General features: G+C 41.1%; 23 protein-coding genes and 1 pseudogene. 11 read left to right on the forward strand and 13 right to left on the reverse strand.

What is annotated here, in order from left to right:
• Positions 1 to 147 precede the first annotated feature (147 nt).
• Entirely contained in the window at positions 148 to 1,437 is a 1,290-nt protein-coding gene (locus tag NGC85_RS00155) for a hypothetical protein (protein WP_169108617.1), read from the forward strand.
• An 80-nt stretch (positions 1,438 to 1,517) separates the two neighbouring features.
• On the forward strand, positions 1,518 to 2,249 hold the full coding sequence (locus NGC85_RS00160) for a sulfite exporter TauE/SafE family protein (protein WP_254804456.1): 732 nt from the start codon (positions 1,518 to 1,520) through the stop codon (positions 2,247 to 2,249).
• 8 nt (positions 2,250 to 2,257) lie between these two features.
• Here NGC85_RS00160 and NGC85_RS00165 read toward each other — a convergent pair whose 3' ends face one another.
• Both NGC85_RS00165 and NGC85_RS00170 read right to left on the reverse strand, forming a co-directional pair.
• Positions 2,258 to 3,151, reverse strand: coding sequence for a LysR family transcriptional regulator (locus NGC85_RS00165; RefSeq protein ID WP_254804457.1), 894 nt, complete (start codon positions 3,149 to 3,151; stop codon positions 2,258 to 2,260).
• 114 nt (positions 3,152 to 3,265) lie between these two features.
• On the reverse strand, positions 3,266 to 4,177 hold the full coding sequence (locus NGC85_RS00170; RefSeq protein WP_254804458.1) for a LysR family transcriptional regulator: 912 nt from the start codon (positions 4,175 to 4,177) through the stop codon (positions 3,266 to 3,268).
• Positions 4,178 to 4,300: 123 nt separating this feature from the next.
• On the opposite strand from NGC85_RS00170, the pseudogene NGC85_RS00175 reads away from it, so the two are divergent.
• Positions 4,301 to 5,055: pseudogene (locus tag NGC85_RS00175) on the forward strand (SDR family oxidoreductase).
• Between the two features lie 57 nt (positions 5,056 to 5,112).
• On the opposite strand, the gene NGC85_RS00180 reads toward NGC85_RS00175, so the two are convergent.
• The 3 genes from NGC85_RS00180 to NGC85_RS00190 form a co-directional block, all read right to left on the reverse strand.
• Positions 5,113 to 6,402 (reverse strand): solute carrier family 23 protein, encoded by a 1,290-nt coding sequence (locus tag NGC85_RS00180; RefSeq protein ID WP_005060394.1) that lies wholly within the window; start codon positions 6,400 to 6,402, stop codon positions 5,113 to 5,115.
• A gap of 302 nt (positions 6,403 to 6,704) precedes the next feature.
• The gene (gene ppc / locus NGC85_RS00185; RefSeq protein WP_254804459.1) at positions 6,705 to 9,386 is read right to left on the reverse strand and encodes a phosphoenolpyruvate carboxylase; all 2,682 of its coding nucleotides are present in this window, start codon (positions 9,384 to 9,386) and stop codon (positions 6,705 to 6,707) included.
• Between the two features lie 84 nt (positions 9,387 to 9,470).
• Positions 9,471 to 10,094, reverse strand: a complete 624-nt coding sequence (locus tag NGC85_RS00190; RefSeq protein ID WP_254804460.1) for a TetR/AcrR family transcriptional regulator — start codon at positions 10,092 to 10,094, stop codon at positions 9,471 to 9,473.
• A gap of 153 nt (positions 10,095 to 10,247) precedes the next feature.
• Here NGC85_RS00190 and NGC85_RS00195 point away from each other — a divergent pair, with 153 nt between their 5' ends.
• The 6 genes from NGC85_RS00195 (at position 10,248) to NGC85_RS00220 (ending at position 17,934) form a co-directional block, all read left to right on the forward strand.
• Complete coding sequence (locus tag NGC85_RS00195) at positions 10,248 to 11,348, forward strand: efflux RND transporter periplasmic adaptor subunit (RefSeq protein WP_254804461.1); 1,101 nt, start codon at positions 10,248 to 10,250, stop codon at positions 11,346 to 11,348.
• Between the two features lie 2 nt (positions 11,349 to 11,350).
• Positions 11,351 to 14,479 (forward strand): efflux RND transporter permease subunit, encoded by a 3,129-nt coding sequence (locus NGC85_RS00200; protein WP_254804462.1) that lies wholly within the window; start codon positions 11,351 to 11,353, stop codon positions 14,477 to 14,479.
• Between the two features lie 132 nt (positions 14,480 to 14,611).
• A complete protein-coding gene (locus NGC85_RS00205; RefSeq protein WP_005052732.1) occupies positions 14,612 to 14,989 on the forward strand; it encodes a hypothetical protein in 378 nt (125 codons plus the stop codon).
• Between the two features lie 144 nt (positions 14,990 to 15,133).
• On the forward strand, positions 15,134 to 16,249 hold the full coding sequence (dnaJ, locus tag NGC85_RS00210) for a molecular chaperone DnaJ (protein ID WP_005060380.1): 1,116 nt from the start codon (positions 15,134 to 15,136) through the stop codon (positions 16,247 to 16,249).
• Between the two features lie 115 nt (positions 16,250 to 16,364).
• Positions 16,365 to 17,186 (forward strand): 4-hydroxy-tetrahydrodipicolinate reductase, encoded by an 822-nt coding sequence (gene dapB, locus NGC85_RS00215; protein ID WP_254804463.1) that lies wholly within the window; start codon positions 16,365 to 16,367, stop codon positions 17,184 to 17,186.
• Between the two features lie 97 nt (positions 17,187 to 17,283).
• Complete coding sequence (locus NGC85_RS00220) at positions 17,284 to 17,934, forward strand: START domain-containing protein (protein ID WP_254804464.1); 651 nt, start codon at positions 17,284 to 17,286, stop codon at positions 17,932 to 17,934.
• Positions 17,935 to 18,002: 68 nt separating this feature from the next.
• On the opposite strand, the gene NGC85_RS00225 is transcribed toward NGC85_RS00220, so the two are convergent.
• Both NGC85_RS00225 and dkgB read right to left on the reverse strand, forming a co-directional pair.
• Positions 18,003 to 19,190 carry an MFS transporter gene (locus tag NGC85_RS00225; protein ID WP_254804465.1) on the reverse strand — a complete coding sequence of 396 codons (1,188 nt, stop codon included), beginning with the start codon at positions 19,188 to 19,190 and terminating at the stop codon, positions 18,003 to 18,005.
• Between the two features lies 1 nt (position 19,191).
• Positions 19,192 to 19,998, reverse strand: coding sequence for a 2,5-didehydrogluconate reductase DkgB (gene dkgB / locus NGC85_RS00230; RefSeq protein WP_254804466.1), 807 nt, complete (start codon positions 19,996 to 19,998; stop codon positions 19,192 to 19,194).
• 136 nt (positions 19,999 to 20,134) lie between these two features.
• Here dkgB and NGC85_RS00235 point away from each other — a divergent pair, with 136 nt between their 5' ends.
• The gene (locus NGC85_RS00235) at positions 20,135 to 21,037 is read left to right on the forward strand and encodes a LysR family transcriptional regulator (protein ID WP_005052718.1); all 903 of its coding nucleotides are present in this window, start codon (positions 20,135 to 20,137) and stop codon (positions 21,035 to 21,037) included.
• Here NGC85_RS00235 and NGC85_RS00240 read toward each other — a convergent pair.
• Positions 20,985 to 21,395, reverse strand: coding sequence for a hypothetical protein (locus NGC85_RS00240; protein WP_254804467.1), 411 nt, complete (start codon positions 21,393 to 21,395; stop codon positions 20,985 to 20,987). The genes NGC85_RS00235 and NGC85_RS00240 overlap by 53 nt on opposite strands.
• Positions 21,396 to 21,485: 90 nt before the next feature.
• On the opposite strand from NGC85_RS00240, the gene NGC85_RS00250 reads away from it, so the two are divergent.
• Entirely contained in the window at positions 21,486 to 22,913 is a 1,428-nt protein-coding gene (locus NGC85_RS00250) for a PLP-dependent aminotransferase family protein (protein WP_254804468.1), read from the forward strand.
• Here the strand turns inward: NGC85_RS00250 and NGC85_RS00255 are convergent.
• From NGC85_RS00255 to mutY, 5 genes are read right to left on the reverse strand one after another with little or no spacing between them, the layout of a single operon-like run.
• Positions 22,910 to 23,935 carry an NAD(P)-dependent alcohol dehydrogenase gene (locus NGC85_RS00255; RefSeq protein WP_254804469.1) on the reverse strand — a complete coding sequence of 342 codons (1,026 nt, stop codon included), beginning with the start codon at positions 23,933 to 23,935 and terminating at the stop codon, positions 22,910 to 22,912. The genes NGC85_RS00250 and NGC85_RS00255 overlap by 4 nt on opposite strands.
• A 27-nt stretch (positions 23,936 to 23,962) precedes the next feature.
• On the reverse strand, positions 23,963 to 24,517 hold the full coding sequence (locus NGC85_RS00260) for a DNA-3-methyladenine glycosylase I (RefSeq protein WP_005060358.1): 555 nt from the start codon (positions 24,515 to 24,517) through the stop codon (positions 23,963 to 23,965).
• Between the two features lie 37 nt (positions 24,518 to 24,554).
• Entirely contained in the window at positions 24,555 to 24,800 is a 246-nt protein-coding gene (locus NGC85_RS00265) for a hypothetical protein (protein ID WP_005060356.1), read from the reverse strand.
• Between the two features lie 9 nt (positions 24,801 to 24,809).
• Positions 24,810 to 25,346, reverse strand: coding sequence for a M23 family metallopeptidase (locus tag NGC85_RS00270; RefSeq protein WP_169108598.1), 537 nt, complete (start codon positions 25,344 to 25,346; stop codon positions 24,810 to 24,812).
• Between the two features lie 38 nt (positions 25,347 to 25,384).
• Positions 25,385 to 26,422 carry an A/G-specific adenine glycosylase gene (gene mutY, locus NGC85_RS00275; protein WP_254804470.1) on the reverse strand — a complete coding sequence of 346 codons (1,038 nt, stop codon included), beginning with the start codon at positions 26,420 to 26,422 and terminating at the stop codon, positions 25,385 to 25,387.
• Positions 26,423 to 26,464 lie beyond the last annotated feature (42 nt).

Raw genomic sequence — 26,464 nt, forward strand, 5'->3', positions numbered from 1 at the left:
CTCTTACTTGCGATGCTATAATCGCATCTCAGGGGGACTTTTTTCTTGTTTTATAAGATACTCAATATAATTATTACTCGCTTGTTCGCATACAAGTTAGAGATAACTTCCCCATCAAGAACTTTATAACCATTAGAGGCTATCGACATGTCTTTGTTACGTCGTTGGTTTGATCCCATCCGATCGAGTTGGTTCTATCAAAAACCTTCTCGTCAGGCGGTATTACCCACGGGACAGGGTTTAAGTATTTATTTACGTTTGGACGATGTTTATAGCTATCTTGCGGTACAACAACTTGATCAACTCAATGAAATCTTGAGTGATGAACTCAAACCCTTAAAAATAATTATTTCTAAGCAGGATGCTGAACCACCGAATGCAATGTCAGCAGAGGATTGGCTACAGTATTGCTTAAATGACGCTAAGATTTTAGCTAAACAGCATCGTTTTGGATTCGATGAAACGCCAGAAATTCCAAGTCCTGAAGCCTTACAACAAGCTGAAACTATTCTTAGAAATACGCCTTTGCGCGAACAAAATTTCTTACATTTGCTTGAAGATGTGTTCCATATGTTGTGGCAACAGCAATACGGTAAATTGCGAACGTTGTACGCGATGGCAAATCAACATCAAAGCCCTCAAGATTTTCCTGAGCGGATATTCAAAGATGTGCCCGTTATTGCAAGTTATTTCGAATTTGGTGAGCGTAAATATCAAGCCGTTGATGATCTATTGCGACTGACACGTCGTTTAAAGCAACAAAAATTGCTGACAGGAAATCCAATTTTTCTGATTAATCATATCGAATGGCGCGAGCATTTAATTAATGACGGCGAAGCATTGAATGAGATTCAAACTTTGCATCCAGAGCTTGATTTATATATCGCCTTAGAAGATCCAATGAGTTGGTTATTGCTTTCCTATATCAAAGAAGAGCTGGCGAATTATTATAATATTCAACTCAAAGTTTTTCCTTTAAGTTATCAAGGACGTGATTGGTTTGACTGGAGTCTCGCAACGCGGGTGTCTAAACGAACTGAAGTTGCATTTACCCCCTTTTGCCGTCCAACCAAAGAAGCGACCTATGAGATGGCAAGATTGTTTTACAGTGTTCCAGAACAACAGCAAGTGGATTGTATCCACGAAATCTTGGAAGGGGTCTGGACACGTGGTAAAGATCTCTCATTTAAAACACATTTTCAGCGCATGCAAAAGCGTTTAGAAATTGATGCTATTACTGAACAAGATATAGATGCTTTACTTCAGCACAATGATGAACTGTGTCAGCAAAAGCATCAGCCAGATTTTCCTGTGTTGGAACTCAGGATTGATGGGCAAAGTTATGTCTTTAATAGCCTATATCGAGTGTGGATGATTGAAAGCATTATTAGTAATGTTTTAGAGGATAAATATAAATTGGCCTCAACCTCTGCTTGAGGCCTACTTCCAAAAATAAGAATACGCCCAGACCCTACTTTTTCCGTAGCATAACTCCAACCTAAGATTGGAGGCAGGGCATGACTTTTTTAGCAATTATTGTGATGGTATTTGTCTTCGCAGGCATGATTAAAGGCATGATTGGTCTTGGCTTGCCCGCAGTCTGTATGGGGCTATTAACCATTGCCATGAGTCCATTTCAGGCAGCTTCACTTTTAATTGTCCCTTCAATGATTACCAATATTTGGCAGCTTTTTGCAGAAGGTCGAGTATGGACTTTTGTTCGTCGTTTTTGGACTTTACTGCTTGGCGTTGTGATCGGATCCGTTTGGAGCTTTTTACCGACCTTGAGCCAAAGTCATGGGCAAAACAGTGAAATCTTATTAGGAACGATGCTAGTGCTGTATGGCATATACGGTCTATGGGTCAAAAATCTTCCAAATTTGAGTAAATATGAACGATGGTTATCACCTTTGGTGGGCTATATTGGGGGTGCCGTGACCGTGGCGACAGGTGTGATCATCATCCCTGTTGTACCTTATTTGCAGTCCTTGCATTTGACACGCGATGAACTGGTTCAGTCTTTAGGCTTAACCTTTACCATCTCTACGATTTGTTTAGCCGTGTTTTTACATCACAATCCAATCACAGGTATTACACTGGATTATCGTCTTTCGTTTATTGCTTTAATTGCTGCTTTAATCGGCATGTGGCTAGGTAAAAAAATCCGCTATCAGTTGAATGAACAACGTTTCCGTCGCCTATTTTTTATGGGGTTGTTGGCATTGGGTGGATATATGTTATCTCATTAATGGAAGGATCATTTCGGACGATGTTGCAATAAAAAATCGGCAAAGTTTTGATAGTCTTGTGATAGTTGCTTGAAATCCTGAGTTGCCAGCAATAGTTTACGATTTGCCCAAGCACCCAGCAGTTGTACCGTATGAAAATGATAGGTGGGTTGTAAACGTTGTGCGGCACGTGCAGGCATAATGGCAACACCTACACCTTCAGCCACGACTTCAGCAATTGAAGCAAAATTCGGTAAACGCAAACGATATTGGATATTAAAGCCTAGTAATTTGGCTTGAGTTTCGATGGATTGCTGCAAAGAGTGATGTGGCATTAGACCAATAAAACCGTAGTTTAATGCATTAATTAAGTTCAATTGTTGATGCTGCGCCAGTGCATGTGAGCGAGGGCAAATCAGCACTAAAGGATCACTGGCAAAATCCTGTGTTTGTAAAGGTTGGATATCAAAGAAGCTGGATACCAATCCTAATTGAGCGATGCCTTTGCTCAGTGCTGTAATGATCTCTGAGCTTTCGGCTTCATGTAGGTCAATATTAATTTCAGGGTGGCGCATTAAATATTGCGGTAATAATGTTGGTAAATATTCACTTTGTGCAGAAGAATTACACCACAATGTTAGTGATAGCGGTGTGGTTTCTCGAAAACGTTGCATGTCTTGTTCAAGTTGATCTTTTTGTTGTATCAACGTTCTTGCATGTTCAGCTAAAGCATGACCCGCACTGGTGAGCTCAACGCCAGTTGTTTGTCGAGTAAATAGGGGAGTGTTGAAATATTGTTCAAGTTTTTTGATGCGTTCACTCGCTGCTTGCAATGAGATAGCGGAGCGTTCAGCGCCTTTGGTTAGACTGCCTGTTGCAATGATATGCAGCAATAATTGTAAATCAAAAAAGTCAAAACGCATGAGCACAACGCATTGAAATGCAAAAAATCATCATACTAAAAATAAACTTAATAAAGATAGCATGCTGAATATCTGCATAAAAATAGGATCAAAATAAAATCTAGATTAAGGGCACTAAAACGATTTAATTTCTTCTAAAGGATGATCCTTAAATAGTTGCACGATCCATTCAATAAACGCTCTTTGCCGAGGTGTAACTAAGGTTTTAGAAGGGTAAAGTAGGGAAACAGGCAAAGATGGAACTTGATATTGTTTGAATATTTGATGCAGTTGGCCATTTTCGATTTCTTTGACATGACCGTAACGAGGCACTTGGATAATGCCAAAGCCTTGATCAGCGGCGGCTGAATATGAATGTGCACCATTAACCTGAATGAAAGTGGCTAAATCATACATTTGCCACTGATCATTCACCAAAAATTCTAAAGGCAACGTTTTTTGTCGGGCGGTGGAGTAAAATCCGACCATAAAATGCTGCTTCAAATCGTTGAGGCTCTTAGGTATTCCATATTTTTCTAAGTATTGGGGGCTTGCTAGAGTGACTTGTTGAATATCACCTAAATGTCTGACCACCAATTCACTATGATTAAGATGACCAATCCGAATGACGCAATCGATACCTTCTTTAATGACATCGACATAGCGATCACTTTCAGTCAATTGAAGTTGAATTTCAGGATATTCAGCTAAAAATAAATGAAGTTTTGGCATAATAAAATGAGCGGCAAACATGCCATGAACTTCAATTTTTAATACACCTTTAGGCTTGGCATGAAGGAAATCATGATCTGATTCATCAATATAACCAAGAATATATTTGCAACGCTGATAATAAATATTGCCTTCATCTGTCAGACTAACTTGACGCGTGGTGCGAAATAATAAGCGCGTATTTAGTTCAGTTTCTAATTGTTTAATCGCGTCTGTCAAGGTAGAGCGCGGCAGGTTGAGTAATTGGGCAGCTTTGGTAAAACTTCGTTGTTCAGCAACCTGCACAAATGCCGACATTGCATTTAATTTATCCATAGGACTCATTCTTTTGTTCGGTCTATCCGCATAAAGATGCCGAAATTTGATGGATTATCTAGTTCTATCTGAACAGTATCATAGATCGTATTCAGTCATCTGTTGACTTATGTGAGGTCGAAAATGAATACACAATCCAATACTGTAAATCAGAGCAAAGTGATTTTAATTACTGGCGCATCTCGTGGTATCGGTGCGTTTACCGCAAGCTTATTGGCACAACAAGGTCATCAGATCATGGTTAACTACGCCAATAATGATGTAGAAGCCAATCAGGTTGTAAAAAAAATCCAAGCGGCGGGTGGTACGGCAACTGCGTTTAAGGCAGATGTGAGTCAATCAAGTCAGGTCAAACAATTATTTGATTTCACGATTCAAACCTATGGAAAAATTGATGTACTGATCAATAATGCAGGAATTATGTGCTTTAAAAAATTGAGGCTTTGGATGATGAAACCATTGAAAGTGTTCTATCGATTAATTTAAAAGGTGCGTTATATACCATGCGCGAGGCAGCGAAACGTCTTGAACAAGGTGGTAAAATTATTAATTTATCCAGCAGCGTCATTGCTATGAAGCTCGAAGGCTATGGCATATATACTGCTTCAAAGGCAGCAATTGAGTCGTTGACTGCCATTCTTGCTAAAGAACTCAGAGGTAAGCAGATCACTGTAAATGCGATTGCACCTGGACCAACAGCTACGGAACTTTTCTTTGAAGGAAAAAGTGATGCGTTGATTGCGCAGTTGGCTAAAGCAGCTCCTTTAGAACGTTTAGGTACGGTTGAAGATATTGCTGCCGTGATCGATTTTGCAGTAAGTGATGCCAGTAACTGGATTAACGCACAGGTGATCAGAACCAATGGTGGCATTGTGTAGCGAAAGCTTTAAAGCAATAAAAAAAGGCAGCCTAAGCTGCCTTTGAATGTGTGAGATTTATTTTTTTAAACTAAATAATAAATTTAATAAAATTGCTGCAAAAGTTGCGGTTCCGATACCACCTAAGTTAAAGCTTCCAAACAATAGTTCAAAATTACCTGCACCTAAGATGATGGTCACTGATGCGATGATCAAATTTTTATTATTGGAGAAATCGACTTTATTTTCGATCCAGATTTTTGCACCTGCAATGGTGATTAAGCCAAACACTACAATTGAAGCGCCTGTAAGTACAGCAGTTGGAATGGTACTAATTACTGCACCGAATTTAGGCGAAAGTCCTAAGAAGATGGCGAAAACACCTGCAATCACGAACACGATGGTTGAATAAACTCGAGTCACAGCCATCACCCCGATATTTTCACCGTAAGTTGTCATTCCTGGTGCACCTACACCACCAGATAATGTGGTCGCGAGACCATCGGCGACAAATGCTTTGCCTAGCTGCGGAGTAAGATCTTCACCTGTCATTGCGCCGACTGCTTTGATATGACCTAAGTTTTCTGCCACTAAAATAAGGGCAACAGGTGCAATAATTAAAATTGCATTCATGTCAAAGGTTGGATGTGAAAAGCTTGGAATACCAAACCACGGTGCTGCTGCGATTTGAGAAAAATCAATCGGCTTTCCAAAGCCTAGCACATTGGTTGTGATCGCATAAATTGCATAGGCAATCAGTAGCCCGACCAATAACAATAATCGTTGTAACAAGCCTTTGGTAAAGACTGCGATAACGCCCATACTTAAAACAGTAACAAGTGCCATCCACATTTCAAACGGTTGACCTGCAACGCCTTTGATGGTCACAGGAGCAAGGTTCAAACCGATGATCATCACAATGGCACCAGTCACCACTGGCGGCATAAGTTTTTCAATCCAACGTGTACCTGTTAGCATGACGGCAAAGCCAATCAATGCGTATAAAATACCGCAGGCAACAATACCTCCGAGTGCTACTGAAAGATTGGGGTTTGCACCTGAGCCTGTGATATGACCTGTTGCTGCTGCAACAACACCAATAAATGCAAAACTTGAACCGAGATAACTCGGTACACGACCACCCGTAATCAAGAAGAAAATAATGGTACAAATCCCTGACATTAAAATGGCAAGGTTCGGGCTAAAACCCATTAATAAGGGTGCGAGTACAGTTGCACCAAACATTGCAAATGCATGTTGTACGCCGAGCACCGCGCTTTGTAAGGGCGGTAAATATTCATTTGTCGCAACAGGTCGATGATCAATCTTCCCCTGATACGGCTGCCATTTTGGAAACCAATTTGACATAGATGAGACTCATTATGTGATATCAGCGCGTATGATACTCTTTCTTAAATCAAGCTTTCACCTATAGGCCATTGAGAATCTTGATTGTTCTTGTCTTTTAAGTTTGTATTTTTACCTTTTGGTAAAATATGTTTTAAAATAAACTTTCGGATTTATTGTTTATTTTTCAACGAATATTTGAAATATTAAAAAAGAGAGATAGAAAAAATTTTTAAATTTTTTTTAAAGAAATGGAATATTTTGCCAATTTTGCCATCAATAGCACTTATTTCTATTGATGGCATGGCTCAGAATAGTAAAATTTAGCCAGTATTACGCAAGCCAGCGGCTATCCCGGCAATACTGACCATTAAGGCGTGATCGACTGGGCTATGCTCCGTTTGGTGTTCTGCTAAATATAAACGTCGACGTTTCATCAGTTCTGCTTGCAACAGATGCAAAGGCAATAAATATGGTTTACGCACCTGCATGGATTGATCAAGCACTTCGTTATTGCTCAAAAGTTTTGATTCACCTTTTAAGTTTAATAAGGTATCTACTGCATTTTGCAAACGTTGACGTAACTCTACACCTAACACTTTCAAATCCTGATTTTGAGTCAGGTGAGATTCATAATACAAAGCAATGTTGGCATCAGATTTGGACAATACCATTTCCAACATATCAATTAAGGTTTGAAAATATGGCCACTGTTCCAACATCTCATCCAGTGTTTTTTTATGTTGTTCGTGTACTTGATTGATCGCCGTTCCTGTTCCGAGCCAAGCAGGCAACATTAATCGAATTTGTGTCCATGCAAATACCCAAGGAATCGCCCGAAGAGACTCTATACCACCACTGACTTTACGTTTTGCAGGACGTGAACCAAGCGGCAGCATTTGCAATTCTAGCTCAGGCGTAACGGTACGCAGGTAACTCACAAAATTCGGATTTTCACGCACGGTTTGACGATAAACCTGTACCGATAAATCAGTCATTTGATTCATCAGGTCGCGCCATTCTTTTTTCGGTTCAGGTGGTGGTAATAAGGTTGCCTCTAAAGTCGCGGCGGTATAGATCTCTAGATTTTGCAGCGCAATACCTTCTAAACCGAACTTGAAGCGAATCATTTCACCTTGTTCAGTGACACGGATGGCTCCTGAGATTGAACCCGGTGGTTGAGAGAATAACGCTTGCTGGGTTGGCGCACCACCACGACTGATCGAACCACCACGACCATGAAATAAGGTTAATTGCACGCCGTGTTGTTGAGCGACAGCCGTTAATTCTTCTTGAGCACGATATTGTGCCCAGTTAGCTGACATAAAACCTGCATCTTTTGCAGAGTCTGAGTAGCCAATCATCACTTCATGTTTAGCTTGAATATGCTGTTTATACCAATGCATATTAAACAAGGTGTTCATGGTTTTGGCTGCACCATCGAGATCTTTTAAGGTTTCAAATAATGGTACCACGCGCAGCGGGTGCTGAATTCCTGCTTCTTTTTGTAATAAAAGTACAGCTAAGACATCGCTTGGATATTCCGCCATCGAAATAATATACGCACCCAAACTCTCGGTCGGTTGCTCAGCTAAAGTGCGCATGGTGGCAAAGACTTCGAGTACATCAGGGTGCTGAATTAAGCTTCCTTCAGGTTCAGTAAAGAACTTTGGCAATAACGGGCGCTTGCTTTGTAACTCCTGAATCAGAAAGTTCTGACGTGCTTGTTCTGTCCATGATTCAAAATTACCTAAGCCTAAATATTCAGTAATCGCTGAAATGGCTTGACGATGTCGACCTGATTCTTGGCGTATATCAAGTTTAAGTAATTCAATCCCAAAACAATTGATTCGATAAATAAAATCAAGTAATTGTCCGTTGGCGATTTCAGCAAGATTACTTTCTATTAAAGAGCGATAGCAAAGTAACAAGGGTTGTAGTAATTCATCTTTATTTCGAATGATATGACTATCATCGGCTTCTTTTCCTTGTAGGCGTTGTCCTAACCAATAACGAGTGGCTTTTAAGCGCTCACGGGTTTCACGTAGATATTCACGATACGGTTCAGGATGCTCATAACCCAAGGCTTGAGTCAGTTCAGCAGAGCAACTTTGGATGGAGAGTTCCCAACGCAGATTTTCAATATCACGCAGGTATAAATCCGCTGCTTGCCAACGTGATAGCCAAAGCACTTCTTGAGTCACTTGATGGGTAACATTTGGATTACCATCACGATCACCACCCATCCATGAAGCAAAACGGATTGGTGCAATATTCAGTGGTAAAGCCTGGTCACAATGTTGCTGAGACAATTCATTCAGTTCACGCACGAATTTGGGTACAGCATTCCACAAGGTCTGTTCAATCGTTGCAAAGCCCCATTTTGCTTCATCAACAGGGGTCGGGCGATGTTGACGGATTTCATCCGTTTGCCAAGCCGAACTGACCAATTGTTTTAATGTAGCAATCGTTTCTTGGCGTTCTCTTGGCGTGAGTTTTTGCTGATCGAGTTTGGATAAACAATCGGTAATATCATCATATTTTTGAATTAAAGTACGACGGCTCACTTCAGTCGGATGAGCAGTCAATACCAGTTCAATTTTTAGATCACAAATTTGCTGAAACAACTGTTGTGTATCAATATGTTGGGTTTTAAATTTTTCGAATAAATGAGGAAGAGGATTTGGACTCGGTGCTTGTTCATCAAATTCAGCCTGACGACGACTACGAACGACGTGATATTGCTCTGCAATATTGGCGAAGTTCAGGAAATGTGAAAATGCACGGGTCAGGGGTAAAATTTCTTCGTCTTTTAAACCAAGGAAAAGTTGTTCTAATTGTTTTTCTGCTTCAAGTTGACCGTCACGAGCGCCTTTTGCCAATGCGCGAATTTGTTCAATTTGATTAAACAAATCTTGCCCTGCATGTTGTTTAAGGGTTTCACCGAGTAAATTGCCCAATAAACGGACATCTTCACGTAATGGAGCAGTGATTTGCTGAATCATTCTATTTCTCCTGTTGTTCTCATTCGACTATAGCGTGATTGAGAGACAATCCAAGTGGAGAACGTAAAAAAATGTGAATATTATCTAATTTTTAGGTTGATATTTAAGCAAAAAAATCTCCATCGCTTGTTGAATCATCTGATCAATTTCAGCTGCCGTTGGTACGGGCGCTAAATTCAGCAAAACTTTTTGATGGCGTATGCCTAATAGAAGTGACAGCATCAGTTCAGTTTGTTTAATCGGCTGGTCTGCTAGAATAAATTTAAACGCGATCGCCTGTTCAAAAAAATGACACCACACATTGCACATTCGAGTATGAGAAGCATCAAAAAATTGTTGTGCTAATGGACTTTGCTCGGCTGCAAGTTCAAACATAAGACAATCTAATTTTATTGCCTCGGGTAAATAAATAATGCCTAAAGCACGATCACACATTAAATAAAGCGCTTGTTTAAAATCAGATTCTGCTGTCAGTTCAAATTGTTTTGCTCGAATAGATTCTTCACAGCTTTCTTCAATCGCGCATATAAATAGATTGGCTTTATCTTGAAAGTGGTTATACACCGTCAGTTTAGTGACACCAGCTTCTTTGGCAATTTGATTCATGTTGGTCGCATGAAAACCCATTTTTAGAAAAATAGATTTCGCCGCCTGTAAGATCTTGGCTCTTTTTTCTAAATCCTTTGGGCGACCACTGTGAATGTGCACTATACCTTTCTCTTTTAATTTGTTTACAAATCAAGTTTATAGATTTAATTTTTAATTAGTGTACTCATGGGTATATTAATTAAAAAATAAACAATCTATCATAATGTTCATATTGTGCCTTAAAAAATCAATTTGAATAAGAGCGAAAAAGAGATGAATCTGCTAAATCATGTAATTGTGGGGTTGCTCGTACTCAGCAGTGTCACTTTAACAGCATGTCAAAAAGAAGTTCCCAAGACTGAGGAAATCCCTTATGTCATGGTGGCTCAGCCAAGTAGCAATCATGTTGATCAAAAAAGCTATGCAGGTGATGTCCAAGCGAGACAACAAACTGCACTTGCATTCCGGGTCGGAGGACAAATTACTGAACGGTATGTCGATGTCGGTGATCGGGTCAAAGTGGGGCAAGTGCTTGCTAAATTAGATGTTAAAGATGCGCAATTGCAAATGAATGCAGCCAAAGCACAATTTGATAGTGCGCAGGCAGCAGCAAAAATTGCATCTGAAGAATACAAGCGTTATCAACAACTTTTACCTATTAATGCAGTCAGTCGCTCGCAGTTCGATGCGATCAAAAATCAATACGAATCGGCACAAGCAGGTTTACAACAAGCACGTTCTAGTTATGAAGTTGCTTCCAATCAAACAGGTTATAACCAGCTGATTTCGAATAAAAATGGTGTAATCACGCAACGTCAAATTGAAGTTGGGCAAGTTATTGCAGCAGGTCAAGCTGCTTATCAGTTGGCGATTGAAGGCGAGCGTGAAGTGGTTTTTGGCGTGCCAGAGCAATTGGTGAGTACCATTAAAGTGGGGCAACCTGCGTGGGTCACGCTTTGGTCGCAACCTGATGCACGTTTTGCTGCTAAAGTCCGTGAGGTTTCTCCTGCAGCAGATCAATCACGCACATTTACGGTGAAAGTCTCTTTACTTGAAGGTCAGTCGAACATTCAACTGGGTCAAAGTGCACGTGTATTTTTTGTGGCTAATGAAAATAATGTGCTGAGTGTACCTTTATCGAGTGTCACCGCAAATGATCAGCAAGGCTATGTTTGGGTCGTCAATAGTAATCAAACCTTACGTAAAGTTCCTGTGACATTGGGTACTTATGGGCGTGATAGTGTACCGATTCTTTCTGGTCTCAAAGCAACAGATTGGGTCGTGGTTGGCGGTGTGCATTTACTTCGTGACCAACAAAAAATTCATCCAGTAGATCGTGAAAATCGCGAAGTTAAGCTTAAAGCTGGAGGTTAATCATGAAATTTAACCTTTCAGAATGGGCGCTTAAGAATAAAGGCATTGTCCTTTATTTCATGCTATTGCTTGGACTTGTAGGAATCATTTCTTACTCCAAGTTGTCTCAAAGTGAAGATCCTCCGTTTACCTTTAAAGTGATGGTGGTACAGACCTACTGGCCAGGTGCGACTGCCAAAGAAGTCTCGACTTTGGTGACAGATCGAATTGAAAAAGAGTTAATGACCACAGGACAATACGACCGAATTATGGCGTATTCACGTCCGGGTGAATCGCTGGTTACTTTTGTCGCCAAAGATAGTTTGCCTTCGAGTGCCATTCCAGATGTTTGGTATAACGTTCGCAAAAAGGTCAATGATATTCGTCATCAGTTACCAAGTGGTGTGCAAGGTCCATTCTTTAATGATGAGTTTGGCGATACTTTTGGCAATATTTATGTGCTGACAGGCAAAGATTTTGACTATGCGGTGATGAAAGAATATGCAGATCGTTTGCAACTGCAATTGCAACGGGTCAAAGATGTCAGCAAAGTCAATTTAGTTGGTTTGCAAGATCAGAAAATTTGGATTGAACTATCTAATACTAAAGCTGTTCAACTGGGTGTACCCGTTACAGCAATCCAAGAAGCAATTCAAAAACAAAATGATATGGCAAGTGCAGGATTCTTTGAGACAGGCACAGACCGTATTCAGCTTCGGGTGAGTGGGCATTTGCATAGTGTCGATGATCTGAAAAAAATGCCGTTATTGGTGGGCGACAAAACCATTCAACTCGGTGATGTAGCAGATGTCTATCGTGGTTTTAGTGAACCTGCGCAACCGCGTATGCGCTTCATGGGCGAAAATGGTATTGGTATTGCCGTTTCGATGCGTAAAGGTGGTGATATTATTGCCTTAGGTAAAAACCTTGAGACTGAATTTAACAGCTTACAGAAAAGCTTACCTTTAGGAATGAAACTGCAAAAAGTTTCAGATCAACCCGTTGCAGTACAGCGTAGTATTCAAGAGTTCCTAAAAGTTCTTGCCGAAGCCGTAATCATTGTTTTATTGGTCAGTTTCTTCTCGCTTGGTTTCCGTACGGGTTTGGTCGTTGCATTGTCTATTCCATTGGTACTCGCAATGACTTTTGCTGGCATGAGCTTATTCGATGTCGGTCTGCATAAAATTTCCCTCGGTGCTTTGATTCTCGCTCTTGGCTTGTTGGTTGACGATGCGATTATTGCTGTTGAAATGATGGCAATCAAAATGGAGCAGGGCTACAGCAGGCTCAAAGCCGCAGGTTTTGCATGGCAAACCACTGCTTTTCCAATGTTGACAGGAACGTTGATTACAGCAGCAGGCTTCTTGCCGATTGCAACAGCACAATCGGGTACAGGTGAATATACCCGTTCAATATTCCAAGTGGTGACCATTGCTTTGGTTGTGTCTTGGATTGCAGCTGTTTTATTTGTGCCATATTTAGGTGAAAAATTATTACCTGACTTCACCAAGCAAAAGCAACAAGCTGCTTGGTATGTGCGTTTATGGGCGAGATTACGTAAGCAACCTGCGCCTGTTGTTGAGGCACATGGTCAACACCATGACCCTTATCAGTCTAAGTTTTATCAATCTTTCCGTCGTGTGGTGGAAATCTGTATTACCTACCGCAAAACGGTGATTGCAGTAACAGTGGGTATTTTTGTGCTCTCTGTGGCGATGTTTAAACTCGTGCCGCAACAATTTTTCCCACCTTCCAATCGCGCTGAAATTTTAGTGGATTTAAAACTCGAAGAGGGTGCATCACTCACGGCTACAGAACAAGCCGTGAAAAAAGTTGAGAAATTTTTATCAACACAGCAAGGTATTGATAACTATGTGGCGTATGTCGGAACTGGTTCACCACGTTTCTATTTGCCTCTAGATCAGCAGCTTCCACAAGCCAGTTTTGCACAATTTGTGGTGTTGGCTTCTTCATTAGATGACCGCGATGAAATCCGCCGTTCGTTAGATCAACAAATTAAAAAGTTATTACCGCAAGTCCGCACTCGTGTTTCTTTATTAGAAAATGGCCCCCCTGTGGGCTATCCATTGCAGTATCGTGTTTCTGGTGAGGATTTGGGAACGGTACGTTTATGGGCACAAAAGGTTGCCAAAGTTTTAGGTGAAGATCCAAATACCACCAATGTGCATCTGGATTGGGGAGAGCCGAGTAAAATCATCGCTATTGAAATTGATCAAGATCGCGCACGTCAAATGGGTGTATCTAGCTCAGATTTAGCAAACTTCCTGAATGCCTCGGTAACAGGAACGGTGATGAATCAATATCGTGAAAAAAGAGAACTGATTGAGATTCGTTTACGTGGTGATAAAACTGAACGAGCTGAAGTCGCGTCTTTAGCAAGTTTGGCTGTACCAACCAGTAATGGCACCACCGTTCCTTTAGCGCAAATTGCAAAAATTGAATCACGCTTTGAAGAAGGTTTGATTTGGCATCGGAACCGTTTACCAACCATTACTGTTCGAGCGGATATTCGCACCCATTTGCAACCAGCAACCGTGGTTCAGCAGTTAGCCGATCAAATGCAAAGCTTACGTGCTGATCTACCGAATGGTTATCTAATTGAAGCGGGTGGCACAGTTGAAGAATCTGCCAAAGGTCAAAGCTCGGTGAATGCGGGTATGCCATTATTTTTGGCCGTGGTGATGACATTACTCATGATTCAATTACGAAGTATGTCTCGTGCGACAATTGTATTGTTGACAGCGCCATTGGGTTTAATTGGTGTGGTTGCATTCTTATTGCTGTTCAATAAACCCTTTGGTTTTGTGGCGATGCTTGGCACCATTGCGCTTTCAGGCATGATCATGCGTAACTCGCTGATTCTGATTGATCAGATTGAGCAAGATATTCATGCAGGTCATGCACCGTGGGATGCAGTGATTGGCGCAACCATGCGTCGTTTCCGCCCAATTGTGTTGACCGCACTCGCAGCAGTGCTTGCAATGATCCCATTATCACGCAGTATTTTCTTTGGTCCGATGGCTGTGGCAATTATGGGTGGCTTGATCGTAGCAACCTTATTAACCCTATTTTTCTTGCCTGCACTCTATGCAGCATGGTTTAAGGTTAAGAAAACAACACAACTATCGTAATTATTTTGTGAATAAAGGTGCGAAATATTGAAAATTTCAATATAGTAGCACCTATATTTTAAGACCAAAAAATAATTGAATTTCATTGCATGACCAATTTAACGAAATGCAGTGAATGAGGTGATATAGAGCATGGCGCAAGACAATATTGAGCAACATCGCCGCTATGTGGTGATTTCATACGTGTTCATGTTTCTTGCATTATTTACAATTGTGTTTGCAGCGTTTGCGTATGTGTTAGCACGAAAAGTTGCAATTGTGGATAATGCTGAAGTATGGATACATGCACATGCACTTTGGATCATGCGTAATGTGTTGTTGTTTATATTGATGGCCTTTTTCGCGGCACTTTGGTTTATACCCTTATTCTTTTTTGCTTGGGATAGCGCTTTATGGGTGACAGGAATGACTGTTGCTGGTGTTGTCTTTGGTTTGATTGCATGGTTGTACTTATTAAATGCTTGGTTAAATGGCGTTTCTAAATACTTAAAAAATAAAGCTGTTTTCTAAATTATCGCTTTTTTGTTTGGGTAGCCCTTGTAAATCTGTAATCTAACCCCTATTAAGGCTCTGTTGACTTTAGAAATAAAATGTCAATAGAGCCTATTTGTTTTTGTAGAGATTGAATTTATTCCGTGAGGAGCATCGCCAACCATGGCTAAACGTGATTATTATGAGGTTTTGGGCGTTTCGAAAACCGCAAGTGATGATGAGATTAAAAAAGCCTATCGTAAGTTGGCGATGAAGTATCATCCAGATCGTAACCCTGACAACGCTGAAGCAGAAGAGAAATTCAAAGAAGCATCAGAAGCCTATGAAGTGCTTTCTGATGGTGAGAAGCGCAGTATGTATGATCGTGCTGGTCATAGCGCTTTTGAAGGCGGTTTCGGCGGCGGCGGCGGTTTCGGTGGTGGTTTTAGCGCTGAAGACATTTTTAGCCAATTCGGTGATATTTTCGGTGGTGCGTTTGGTGGTGGGGGTCGTCAACAACAACGTCAACGCCGTGGATCAGATCTTCGTTATGTCATGGAACTCACGCTTGAAGAGGCGGTTAAAGGTGTGAAAAAAACCATCACCTTTACAGCACCAGCACCTTGTGAAGTCTGTGATGGTAAGGGATCTAAAAATCCAAATGATGTAGAAACTTGCCGTACCTGTCATGGTTCGGGTCAAGTGCGTATGCAACAAGGTTTCTTCTCAGTTCAGCAAACCTGTAGTACCTGTCGTGGTCAAGGTAAAATAATCAAAAACCCATGTAACAGTTGTCATGGTTCGGGCGTGGCTGATCGTCAACAAACGCTTGAAGTAACTATTCCAGCAGGCGTAGATAATGGTGATCGCGTACGTCTAACTGGTAAAGGTGAAGCAATTCGTGATGGTCAAGCGGGCGATTTATATGTAGAAGTTGTGGTGCGTGAACACGAAATTTTCCAACGTGATGGCGCTGATCTTTACATGGATGTGCCAGTGAGCATCGCAGATGCTGCACTCGGTAAAGAAATGGAAATCCCGACCCTTGATGGTCGTGTAAGTTTGAAAGTTCCTGAGGGGACACAAACTGGTAAATTATTCCGCTTACGTGGCAAGGGTGTTCGTCCTGTCCGTAGTAGCATGGTCGGTGATTTACTTTGCCGTATCGTGGTTGAAACGCCTGTGAATTTAACCAGTCGTCAACGCGAGTTATTGAAAGAATTACAAACCTCTTTGGATGGTGATGGACATGCGTCTTCTCCAAAGAAAAAATCTTTCTTTGATCGTTTATTCGACTAATCGATATTTAGCTAAAAAACCTGCTTCGGCAGGTTTTTTTATGGGTTTTTTTTAGCGTAATGTGAGAGTTTTGCTATAGTAGCGAGATTGTTTAAATAAAAGACTGGGAAAAATTATGTCAACTTCTCCACGCATTGGTATTTTAGGTGCAGGCGGACGCATGGGACGTATTCTAATACAAGCTGTTCAACAGGCTGGCTATCAACTGGCTGCGGCTGTTGAGCGTCCTGAAAGTAGCTTAGTGGGTACAGATGCAGGTGAGCTTGCAGGTGTGGGAAGCCTTGGCGTCAAGGTGGCAGGAAGTCTGAGTGAAGTATTAAAAGACTGTGATGTGGTGATTGACTTCACTGCACCTATTGCAACAGAACAGCACCTAAAGTTATGCCGTGAAGCAGGCGTAGCGATGGTGATTGGTACGACAGGTATGTCTGATGAGCAAAAAGCATTTTTAGATGACACGGCAACTCAAACACCAGTCGTCTATGCAGCCAATTATTCAGTTGGCGTGAATGTATCTATTAAACTGTTGGAGCTAGCTGCAAAAGTATTTGGTGACACTGTAGATATTGAAATTATTGAAGCTCATCACCGTCATAAAGTCGATGCACCATCGGGGACTGCTTTTATGATGGGTGAGGCGATTGCTGATACTTTAGGTCGTAACTTAAAAGAAGTCGCGGTCTATGGACGTGAAGGTTATACCGGTCCTCGTGATCGTCAAACCATTGGTTTTGAAACAATTCGTGGTGGCGATATCGTGGGTGAGCATACTGTGATGTTTATTGGTGAAGGTGAGCGTGTTGAAGTGACACACAAAGCCACTAATCGTATGAACTTCGCTTCTGGTGCTGTACGCGCAGCAGCGTGGGTGGTCGGACGTGAAGCGCGTAAATATGACATGAAAGATGTTTTAGGCTTTAACGATTTGGAAGTATAAAACGTTCCTTTTTTGTACTATAACAGAGCTTGTCGAGCTTTCTTTCTTAGATGAGTGAAAACAAGCTCTTGCCATCATTATAACAATTGAGCGTGACATGAATAAAAAACATATCGTCCTTGCGACTCTGCTCAGCATGACCAGTTTTGCGGTTACTGCTGCATCAGATACAGCGAAACTCAGTTTGCATCGCAATAATATTAAGGTTTGGACATACCAAACAGACAACAATCCGATTATTCAATATAAAGCTGAAACCACTTTCGATGTGCCATTAGAACGTGCTGTTGCCGTGGTTCTTGATGTCGAACGGACACCACAATGGGTGCCTTATGTGGGTAAAGCACAAATGTTAGCTCGAGATGAGAAAAAAGGTGAGTTCACACTTTATATGGTTTTAGATTTCCCATTTCCATTAAAAGATCGAGATGTGGTGATTAAAGGCAAAATGACTAAAAATGCTGATGGCAGCATTAGTATTAAAAATAATGCCATTCAAAATAATTACCCTGAACAAGCGGATGTGGTTCGATTGACCAAGTATTCTGGTGATTGGACTTTTCAAAAAATAGCCAATAATAAAGTCAAAGTCATCACCAATGGTTATGCTGATCCAGCTGGCTCAATTCCATTAAGCTTTGTAAATATGTTTGTTCAACAACAACCGTATCAAATGTTAATGAAAATGAAAAAGGAGGTGAATAATCCAATATATGCACAACCTAATTTGCCTGACGTATTGAAATAATATGCATTTGAATCTTTGTACCTGTATGAAAGAAAAGCCTGATTTATATCAGGCTTTTCTTTTCCGCATCAGCTTTGAGAGCATTGTTCTAATGTTGTGCTTGGTTTGGTTGTTAGTTTGATTTGGATAAAGACCAAGATTAAACTGACTCCTGCTAATAGCGCACCGATCATGGAAACGGCCGTATAATTTAAGCCGATACTCAACACTGCGCCACCAGCCGCTGCACCGATGGCATTGCCTAAATTAAATGCTCCAACGTTGACCGAAGATGCCAGTCCTGATGCCTCATGAGCTACTGACATCACGCGCATTTGCAAAGGTGGAACGATTGCAAATGCTGCCGCACCCCAAATCACTAAACCGATGGCTGCGCCCAGTTGAGTTTGTGCAAGAATTGGAAAAATCAGCATTAATCCAATCAATAAAGCTAAGAAGCCAATCAGGGTTTTATCTAAAGATAAATCTGCAAATTTGCCACCAAAGTGATTACCAATTGAGAAACCAATACCAATCAAGACCAACATCATGGTGATAAAGGTCGGTGAAGCGTGGGTGAATTGTACTAAGCTCGGCGCAATATAGGTATATAGGGTAAACATGGCAGAGGCACCAAACACCGTGGTGAGCAATGCCAAAACCACAGGTAGTCGAGTAAGCACCTTCAGCTCCATTTTCACATTAGGTTTTTGCCCAACTGAACCGACAGGTAGAGCTTTCCAAAGAGCAACCATGGTGATAAGACCGAGTGCTGAAATCCCGAGGAAGGACATTCGCCAACCAATATTTTGCCCGATCCAAGTTGCAAGTGGCACACCACCAATATTGGCAATGGTGAGTCCCATAAACATGCTGGCTACAGCACTGGCTTGTTTATTTGCTGGAACCACACTCGCGGCAACCACTGATCCAATTCCAAAAAAAGCACCGTGGTTCAGGCTGGTGATTAAACGCGCTCCCATTAGACTCATATAATTAGGTGCAAACGCTGCGATTAGATTACCAATCGTAAAAATTGCCATCAGTAAAATAAGCGCATTACGACGAGCAAAACCACCGAGCCATAAGGTCATAATCGGTGCACCGAGCATAACACCCAAGGCATAACCTGTGATCAGCATACCAGCGCTTGGAATCGACACACCAAGATCATTGGCAATATTGGGCAGCAAGCCCATAGGCGAAAACTCAGTGGTTCCAATTGCAAAAGCACCAATTGCTAGCGCAAGTAGAGGAAGATTGATACTTTTGCCCATTCTATTCATCCCATTGCGGTGCAAGTTCAGGCGGGTCGATTTCACGTCCATTACGTTCTAGTTGCGCTATCATCTGCATCTCTTCCGCGCTTAATTTTAAATCTTGCGCTTTTAAGTTGCTGATCAGGTTTTCACGTTTAGTGGATGATGGAATGACGGCAAAACCGCGCTGTAGTGCCCAAGCCAATGCAACTTGTGCAGTGGTGGCTTGATGCTGTGACGCAATTTCAAGCAAAACAGGGTCGTTTAACACTTTGCCATAGGCAAGTGTCATGTATGAGGTCACATCGATCTGTTGTTCGCTTAGATAATTCACTAAGCTCTGATTTCGTAAATAGGGACTTAACTCGATTTGATTGGTTGTAATATGTTCTGCACCGATGCTATCGATTGCTTGCTGTGTGAGTGCAATATTAAAATTAGAAACACCAATCAGTTTGGTCAAACCTTGTTGTTTTGCTTCCAATAATAATTGCATTAGCTCAGTAATATTGGTGCCTTGAGAGGGTGCAGGCCAGTGAATTAAGGTCAGATCAACGGCATCAGTACCAAGCTTCTGTAAACTCTCTTTCAGGCTAGGGATTAATTTTTCTTCAGAGAAATTACTGGTCCAAATTTTTGTCGTTAAAAATAACTCTTGTCGCGCAATACCACTTTCAGCAATGGCTTGCCCTACGGCGGCTTCATTTTCGTAAATTTGAGCGGTATCAATGGCACGATAACCGACCTCTAATGCATTTTTGACTGAATTAATGGCGATTTGGTTTTTAAGTCGAAATGTACCTAAACCAAATTTTGGGATACGCATGTGATTTACCTCATCTATTTCTGCTCAATGGAGCGTATTCTGTCTATAGATGCGATTTTGCAATGATTATTGTTGCTAAAAAATAGATGAATTTGCAAAATATAGTTGACTAAATATCAATAATTAAGAGGTAGCAATGAGATCGACCATTGAAGAACTGCATGCTTTTATGACCATTGTAGATACTGGTTCTTTTATTGCTGCCGCTGAAAAATTAGGGCAAACCGCTTCAGGGCTTAGCCGTTCATTAAGTCGTTTAGAATCGAAGTTGGAAGTGACTTTACTGGAGCGCACCACACGAAAACTAAAATTGACCCAAGAAGGGCAGCAGTTTTTAAATCATGCGCGCAAAATTTTAAGTGATTTAAATGCAGCAGAAGAAGCATTACAAAAATCGGATCAAGATACCGCAGGTGTTATTCGAGTAGATTCGGCGACACCTTTTATTCTGCATGTGATTACTCCATTAGTACATAAATTTAGGCAGTGCTATCCAAATATTGAAATTGAATTAAATAGTAATGATCTAGTCATTGATCTTTTGGAACACAAAACTGATGTGGCATTTCGTTTTGGAGAATTAAATGATTCGAGTTTACATGCCAAATTGGTGTGTAAAAGCCGTATATATATTGTTGCAAGTCCAGAGTATTTAAGTCGAAAAGGGATGCCACAACAACCCAAACAGCTATATGAACATGATGTTGTGGGTTTTACTCGTCCAACATATATCAATAAATGGCCTATCAAAGTCGATGGTGAATACTTTTTAGCACAGGCTAAAGTTAAAGCATCGAGTGGTGAAACGGTCAGACAATTATGTTTACGTGGACAAGGTATTGCACGACTTTCTGAGTTTGAAGTTTGGCAAGATATCAATGAGGGGCGATTGATCGCCTTATTTGAAGATCAAATTGAGTACTCTTATCAAAGCATCCATGCTGTGTATTATCAACAAGAGCATCTACCGAAGCGTGTTCGTTTATTTATCGAGTTTCTGTCTGAGCAATTAGCTCACGGTTTTTCAGTGTGCCAATAGTTTGATTGGGAAGTTGCACTTCTAGAACAGGAGTTGGCTCACCAGTCGCCTGTACCAAAGAGACGACGATATGCTGCTGTTGTAGACTACATTCCAAAACAACAGTTGGAAGTAGTGTTCCTGCTAAAACCACACCGTTTTCATTTGGCTTTTTATAGGTTAGCTTCAAGGTATCTTTTTGATCTTGAGTGGGGATGTGTTCAAGTTTCCATAATTCATAAGTTGGTTGATTTTGAATTTTTAAATATCCCTGAGATAGGGTTTTACATACCTCTTGCTGTTGATGTGCTTGCTGATCAGTGAGCTGACAACCAGCAAATAAAACTGTGGTTAATATAAATAATATTCTATTTTTCATTGTCTTACTCCTTCACTATTGATTTTTATAGCTTAACGGTGTTCTATAAACCAATACAGATACAGAAATTTATAAAAAAGCAGTACAGAAATGGCATTTCAATACCAGCGTTTGGCTGAACAGCTATCGCAAAAGATTTATCAACATGAATTACAACCGCAACAGAAGCTCAGTTCTTTAAGGGAATTTGCTCGTCAGCAAAATATTAGTTTGAGTACAGCCCAGCAGTGTTATGAATTATTGGAAGCAAAAGGGCTGATCTACGTCAAAGCCAAGTCAGGATATTTTGTCAGCTCTCGACAATACCAAAGCCCGATTCCAGATAGTCCCCATTTTGAATCTAAAGCTCGACAGGTTTCAAATTTAGATTTGCAGAATCAAATTCAAACTGCTTCGATTCAAAGCCATTTAACGCCATTAGGGGCGATTCAACTGTCGCCACATTTGATTCCTGTAGATGGATTGCGTCGTTCTTTACAACGTGCTCTTAAACATTGCCAACCCGAAGATTTTTTATATTGTAATAAGCAGGGGCATCAATTATTAAGACAAGCACTGTCAGATCATTGGCGTGAAGATGGAATTTATGTCGCCACTGAGGATATTTTTATTAGTAATGGTTGTATGCCTGCCATTGCATTATTAATCCAGCAGATGAGCCGTGAAGGGGATAGCATTATTATTCCAACTCCAACCTTCAACGGTCAGTTGCAGATGTTGGCAAGTTTAAAACGTAAGATTATTGAAATTCCTGCTGATCATCTCGGTATCGATTTGGAACGTCTGGAATTCTTTATGCAACAGGGCAGTGCGAAACTCTGTTTATTGACTGCCAATTATCAGAATCCATTAGGATATTGTTTAAACAATCAACAAAAACAAAAGATTGCAGAGTTGGCTCAGCAGTATCAATGTTTTGTCATCGAAGATGACATCTATGCCGAATGTAGTTTTGAAAAAGAGCGACCATTACCGATTCGTTATTGGGATCAGCAAGGGTATGTGCTTTGGTGTGGTTCGGTATCAAAATCATTATCGACTGCTTATCGTGTCGGTTGGTTTTGTATCGGTCAGCGGCTCGAATATTTGCGCCCAAAATTAATGGCAAACAATGTTGGGGTAAATACGCCTTTGCAACTTGGTTTAGCAGATTTTATTTATAGCCGTGGTTATCGAGAGCATTTGGATCAATTAAGACCAAAGTTAATGCAACAGGTTGAACAGTATCGAGCTTGTATTTTAGAGACTTTTCAAGGTATTTCGATTGCTTTAAGTCAATCACAGGGTGGTTATGCGTTATGGATGCAGCTTCCTGAAACAATCACAGGACTGGATTTATACTATTTAGCGCAAGGCAAGGGAATTAACATCGTACCAGGAGAAGTGTTTGGCGAAGATCGACGTTATCAACACTTTATTCGCTTAAACGCAGGGCATGCATTGACTGATGAAATCCGCCACGCGATTCAGCAGTTGGCGGATTGGATCAGACAAAGTTTGAAGATGCCTTTGAGTTAGTCAAAATCAGCTTTCAGTACGATGCGATAACGTGCTTGTCCTGAATGCAATCGTTCGATTGCATCATTGAGTTGAGACATTGGGTAAAGCTCAATTTGAGGTGCAATATTGCGACGCGCGGCAAACTGAAGCAGTTGACGAAGTGCCAAAGGTGAGCCTGTTGGTGATGAGGTAACAGATTTTGCACCACTCATGATTGCACCCACCGAAACAGGAATAGGCTCTAGAGTGACACCGAGGAAATGTAAGCTGCCTTTCGGTGCTAAAGTATTTAAATAGGCTTGCCAATTTAAGGTGACATTGACGGTACTTAATAATAATTCGAATTTACCACGCTGCGCCTTAATTGCTTGAGCATCACGGCTATTCACGACATGATCAGCGCCCATGGCTTTGAGTTCTTCAGTTTTTTCTGGATTAGAACTAAAAGCAGTGACTTCACAGCCCCATGCTTTCAATAATTTAATTGCGATATGACCCAATCCACCGATCCCAATGACACCCACATGATGCGTTGCTTGGATTTTATGTTTGAGCAACGGATCAAATACCGTAATCCCGCCACACAATAAAGGGCCAGCACTCTCAGGAGCTAAGTCATCAGGTAAAGGAATGACCCATTGCCACCCGGCACGGACTTTTTCGGCAAATCCACCCGCATGTCCAACAATCGTTGCAACACTGCCTCCAGTACATAGCACTTGATTACCACCAATACATGGATCACAAGCTTGGCAAGTTTCAGCTGTCCAACCGATTCCAACGCGTTGACCTAGTTTCAAACCTTTGGCTTCTGATCCTAAAGCGCTAATCGTACCCACAATTTCATGACCTGCGATTACTGGATAGCGCGAAGACTGCCAATCGTTATTAATCACAGAAATATCTGAATGGCATAGACCACAATATTCGACTTTGACTTCAACTTGGTGTGCTTGTAACTCACCAGCATCAAATTGATAAGGAACCAATTGCTCACCTGCTTTCATCGCAGCATAAGCACGTATTTGATTATTACTCATGAGAACTGTCCTCTGAAGGGATTTTTTTTATTTAAAAGAGCAGTGGTTTTCGTGATCATTCACCATGCCGACTGCTTGCATAAAGGCATAACAGGTTGTTGGTCCAACAAATTTAAAACCACGTTTTTTTAGCGTTTTAGATAATTTCTGGCTCAATTCAGTTTGAGCAGGGGCTTCACGATAGTTTGCAACATCGTTATTTATGACTTTTTGATCAACGAAACTCCATAACCATGCTGATACATCAGCGACTTCATCTTTCAAGGCTTGCCATGCAATCGCGTTATCTCGAATGGCTTTTAATTTACCCAAATGGCGAATCAAACCAGAATCGGTCAGTTTATTTTCAAGTTGATCATCCGTCAGCGCAGCAATCTGAGAGATTGGGTATTGGAAGAAATGGGAGCGATAATGTTCACGTTTTTTTAAAACAGTAATCCATGATAGACCTGCTTGTTGCCCTTCAAGACAAAGCATCTCAAATAAATGAGCTTCATCATATTGTGCCTTGCCCCACTCTTGATCATGGTAAGCAATGTACAAGGGATCATCCGAACACCAGCCACAGCGTTGGGTTGTCATCGTGGAAGCTCCTTATCGTTATTAGAAAGTTTTTTATCTATAGTTCAAATTTAACCCATTCATTTGGGCGTGTGTCCCAATAATATAGTTCTGATGTATTTAAATCACTAAACTTTAGCCAAAAGTCTTTACCTGATTTATCGGCGAAGCCCGTGCTGATCAACAAAGCATCTTCCGTAATTTCCATGATCCAACCTTGATAGCTGGTCCCATTCGAAATAATTTTTTGCTGATTACCTGATTCTGCGAATTCAACCAGTCGTTCGATCAATGCATCTGACATTGTTTTTTCCTAACGTAAATAAGGATATGGATTGACTGCGCCACGCCCTTTACCATTTAAATAAATCCCGTAATGTAAATGTGGGGCGGTGTGACGTGCATTGCCCGTGTTTCCCACATAACCGATCAGGTCACCTTTACGAACATAATCGCCAACATTAAGACCACGTTTATGACCATCTAAATGAGCATAATAATGCCAAGAACCTGATGGACCCATGATCCAAATCACTTTACCACCAAGATTATTATTACGTAAATCAGCAACTAAGCCTTCGGTAGCACTATACACTTTCGTTCCACGCTCTGCCATGATATCAATCCCCTCATGACTGCGCCCTTGACTACGTGCGGCGCCCCAAGTATCTCGTAATTCATTCCGACTAATTCCTTTGACAGGAACTGGAAGGCGACTGTCCAATCGCATACTTTTGAGTTTATTGACTTGAGCATTCGGTAATGGTGTTGGTTTCTTAGGTGCTGTGGTACACGCTGCAAGTAATATGATCAACACAGCAAGAACCGAATAAGAAATTGAGTGACGCACAAAAACTCCTTGCGTTATGATTTACAGCATAAATAACATCACGATTTTTGTTTAGCTGTAATCAATTTTTTCATAGCAGTCGGAATGCCTTTCGCAATCGCCGTTTCAGGATTGAGCCATATCCCGTTCATTTCAATGCTGAGTTGTTCTTTTTGATCATGTTCCACGTGGAACAGTTTTTCATTCAACAACCAAGTGAAATGGGTAAAACTATGACTAATCTGTAGAGATGATAATTGAGCTTGTAGTTTAAAGTGTTGCTCAATCTGTTGTAGTTCGGTTGTCTGCTCAATAATTGGCAGACAATATAAACCACCCCATAAACCATGCGCATCACGTTGATGCCAAAGCCATTCATTACCAGATTGAATTACTAGAACATCTGCCGTTTTTATAGGCACAGGCTTTTTGGCTTTTTTAAAGGGCAGTTCTTGTTCTAATCCTTGTTGATAAGCTTGGCAGTGCTGCTGCATTGGGCAGTAAAGACATAAGGGTTTTTTCGGTGTACAGACGGTTGCACCCAAGTCCATAATCGCCTGAGTGTAATCATGGTTGCGTTGTTGTGGGCATAGGTCTTTTGCGATTTGCCATAAAGCACGTTCATGTTGTGGTTTAGATAAATCATCTTCGATGGCAAAGAATCGAGCTAAAACACGTTTCACGTTACCATCCATGATCACGCCATATTGGCGTAATCCGAGAGACATCAGTGCACCCGCTGTAGATGGTCCAATACCTGGCAGTTCAATCCATTGTTCTAATGTCTCAGGAAACTTTCCTTGCTGCTTTACAATGCCTGCCGCTTTGTGCAAATTCCTTGCTCTAGCGTAATAACCTAAACCTGCCCAGTACGGGGCAACATCATCCCAACTGGCTTGACCCAAATCATTGACAGTCGGAAAGCGTTGAATAAAACGATCAAAATATTGCAGCACTGTTTTGACTTGTGTTTGCTGCAACATGATTTCTGAGACCCAAACTTTGTAAGGGTCATCCGCGACTTGCCACGGTAAGTCATGACGACCGTGTTGGTCAAACCATGTAAGCAGCGCATCAGAAAATGAAAAATCAGACATGAATCAGAACAATCAAAAGCAGAGGGGCATTATAGCGGAAAT

The organism is Acinetobacter sp. Z1, from assembly GCF_024296945.1.
GTDB lineage: Bacteria > Pseudomonadota > Gammaproteobacteria > Pseudomonadales > Moraxellaceae > Acinetobacter > Acinetobacter beijerinckii.

Excerpts from the sequence above, each read along its gene's own strand:
- NGC85_RS00255 (WP_254804469.1), bottom strand. The coding sequence starts at position 23,935 with ATGAGTAATAATCAAATACGTGCTTATGCTGCGATGAAAGCAGGTGAG.
- NGC85_RS00205 (WP_005052732.1), top strand. The coding sequence starts at position 14,612 with ATGGCGCAAGACAATATTGAGCAACATCGCCGCTATGTGGTGATTTCA.
- ppc (WP_254804459.1), bottom strand. The coding sequence starts at position 9,386 with ATGATTCAGCAAATCACTGCTCCATTACGTGAAGATGTCCGTTTATTG.
- NGC85_RS00265 (WP_005060356.1), bottom strand. The coding sequence starts at position 24,800 with ATGTCAGATGCATTGATCGAACGACTGGTTGAATTCGCAGAATCAGGT.
- NGC85_RS00225 (WP_254804465.1), bottom strand. The coding sequence starts at position 19,190 with ATGGGCAAAAGTATCAATCTTCCTCTACTTGCGCTAGCAATTGGTGCT.
- NGC85_RS00165 (WP_254804457.1), bottom strand. The coding sequence starts at position 3,151 with ATGCGTTTTGACTTTTTTGATTTACAATTATTGCTGCATATCATTGCA.
- NGC85_RS00235 (WP_005052718.1), top strand. The coding sequence starts at position 20,135 with ATGAGATCGACCATTGAAGAACTGCATGCTTTTATGACCATTGTAGAT.
- NGC85_RS00170 (WP_254804458.1), bottom strand. The coding sequence starts at position 4,177 with ATGGATAAATTAAATGCAATGTCGGCATTTGTGCAGGTTGCTGAACAA.
- NGC85_RS00240 (WP_254804467.1), bottom strand. The coding sequence starts at position 21,395 with ATGAAAAATAGAATATTATTTATATTAACCACAGTTTTATTTGCTGGT.
- NGC85_RS00220 (WP_254804464.1), top strand. The coding sequence starts at position 17,284 with ATGAATAAAAAACATATCGTCCTTGCGACTCTGCTCAGCATGACCAGT.
- dnaJ (WP_005060380.1), top strand. The coding sequence starts at position 15,134 with ATGGCTAAACGTGATTATTATGAGGTTTTGGGCGTTTCGAAAACCGCA.
- NGC85_RS00195 (WP_254804461.1), top strand. The coding sequence starts at position 10,248 with ATGAATCTGCTAAATCATGTAATTGTGGGGTTGCTCGTACTCAGCAGT.
- NGC85_RS00260 (WP_005060358.1), bottom strand. The coding sequence starts at position 24,517 with ATGACAACCCAACGCTGTGGCTGGTGTTCGGATGATCCCTTGTACATT.
- NGC85_RS00180 (WP_005060394.1), bottom strand. The coding sequence starts at position 6,402 with ATGTCAAATTGGTTTCCAAAATGGCAGCCGTATCAGGGGAAGATTGAT.
- NGC85_RS00200 (WP_254804462.1), top strand. The coding sequence starts at position 11,351 with ATGAAATTTAACCTTTCAGAATGGGCGCTTAAGAATAAAGGCATTGTC.
- NGC85_RS00160 (WP_254804456.1), top strand. The coding sequence starts at position 1,518 with ATGACTTTTTTAGCAATTATTGTGATGGTATTTGTCTTCGCAGGCATG.
- NGC85_RS00155 (WP_169108617.1), top strand. The coding sequence starts at position 148 with ATGTCTTTGTTACGTCGTTGGTTTGATCCCATCCGATCGAGTTGGTTC.
- mutY (WP_254804470.1), bottom strand. The coding sequence starts at position 26,422 with ATGTCTGATTTTTCATTTTCTGATGCGCTGCTTACATGGTTTGACCAA.
- NGC85_RS00250 (WP_254804468.1), top strand. The coding sequence starts at position 21,486 with ATGGCATTTCAATACCAGCGTTTGGCTGAACAGCTATCGCAAAAGATT.
- dkgB (WP_254804466.1), bottom strand. The coding sequence starts at position 19,998 with ATGCGTATCCCAAAATTTGGTTTAGGTACATTTCGACTTAAAAACCAA.
- dapB (WP_254804463.1), top strand. The coding sequence starts at position 16,365 with ATGTCAACTTCTCCACGCATTGGTATTTTAGGTGCAGGCGGACGCATG.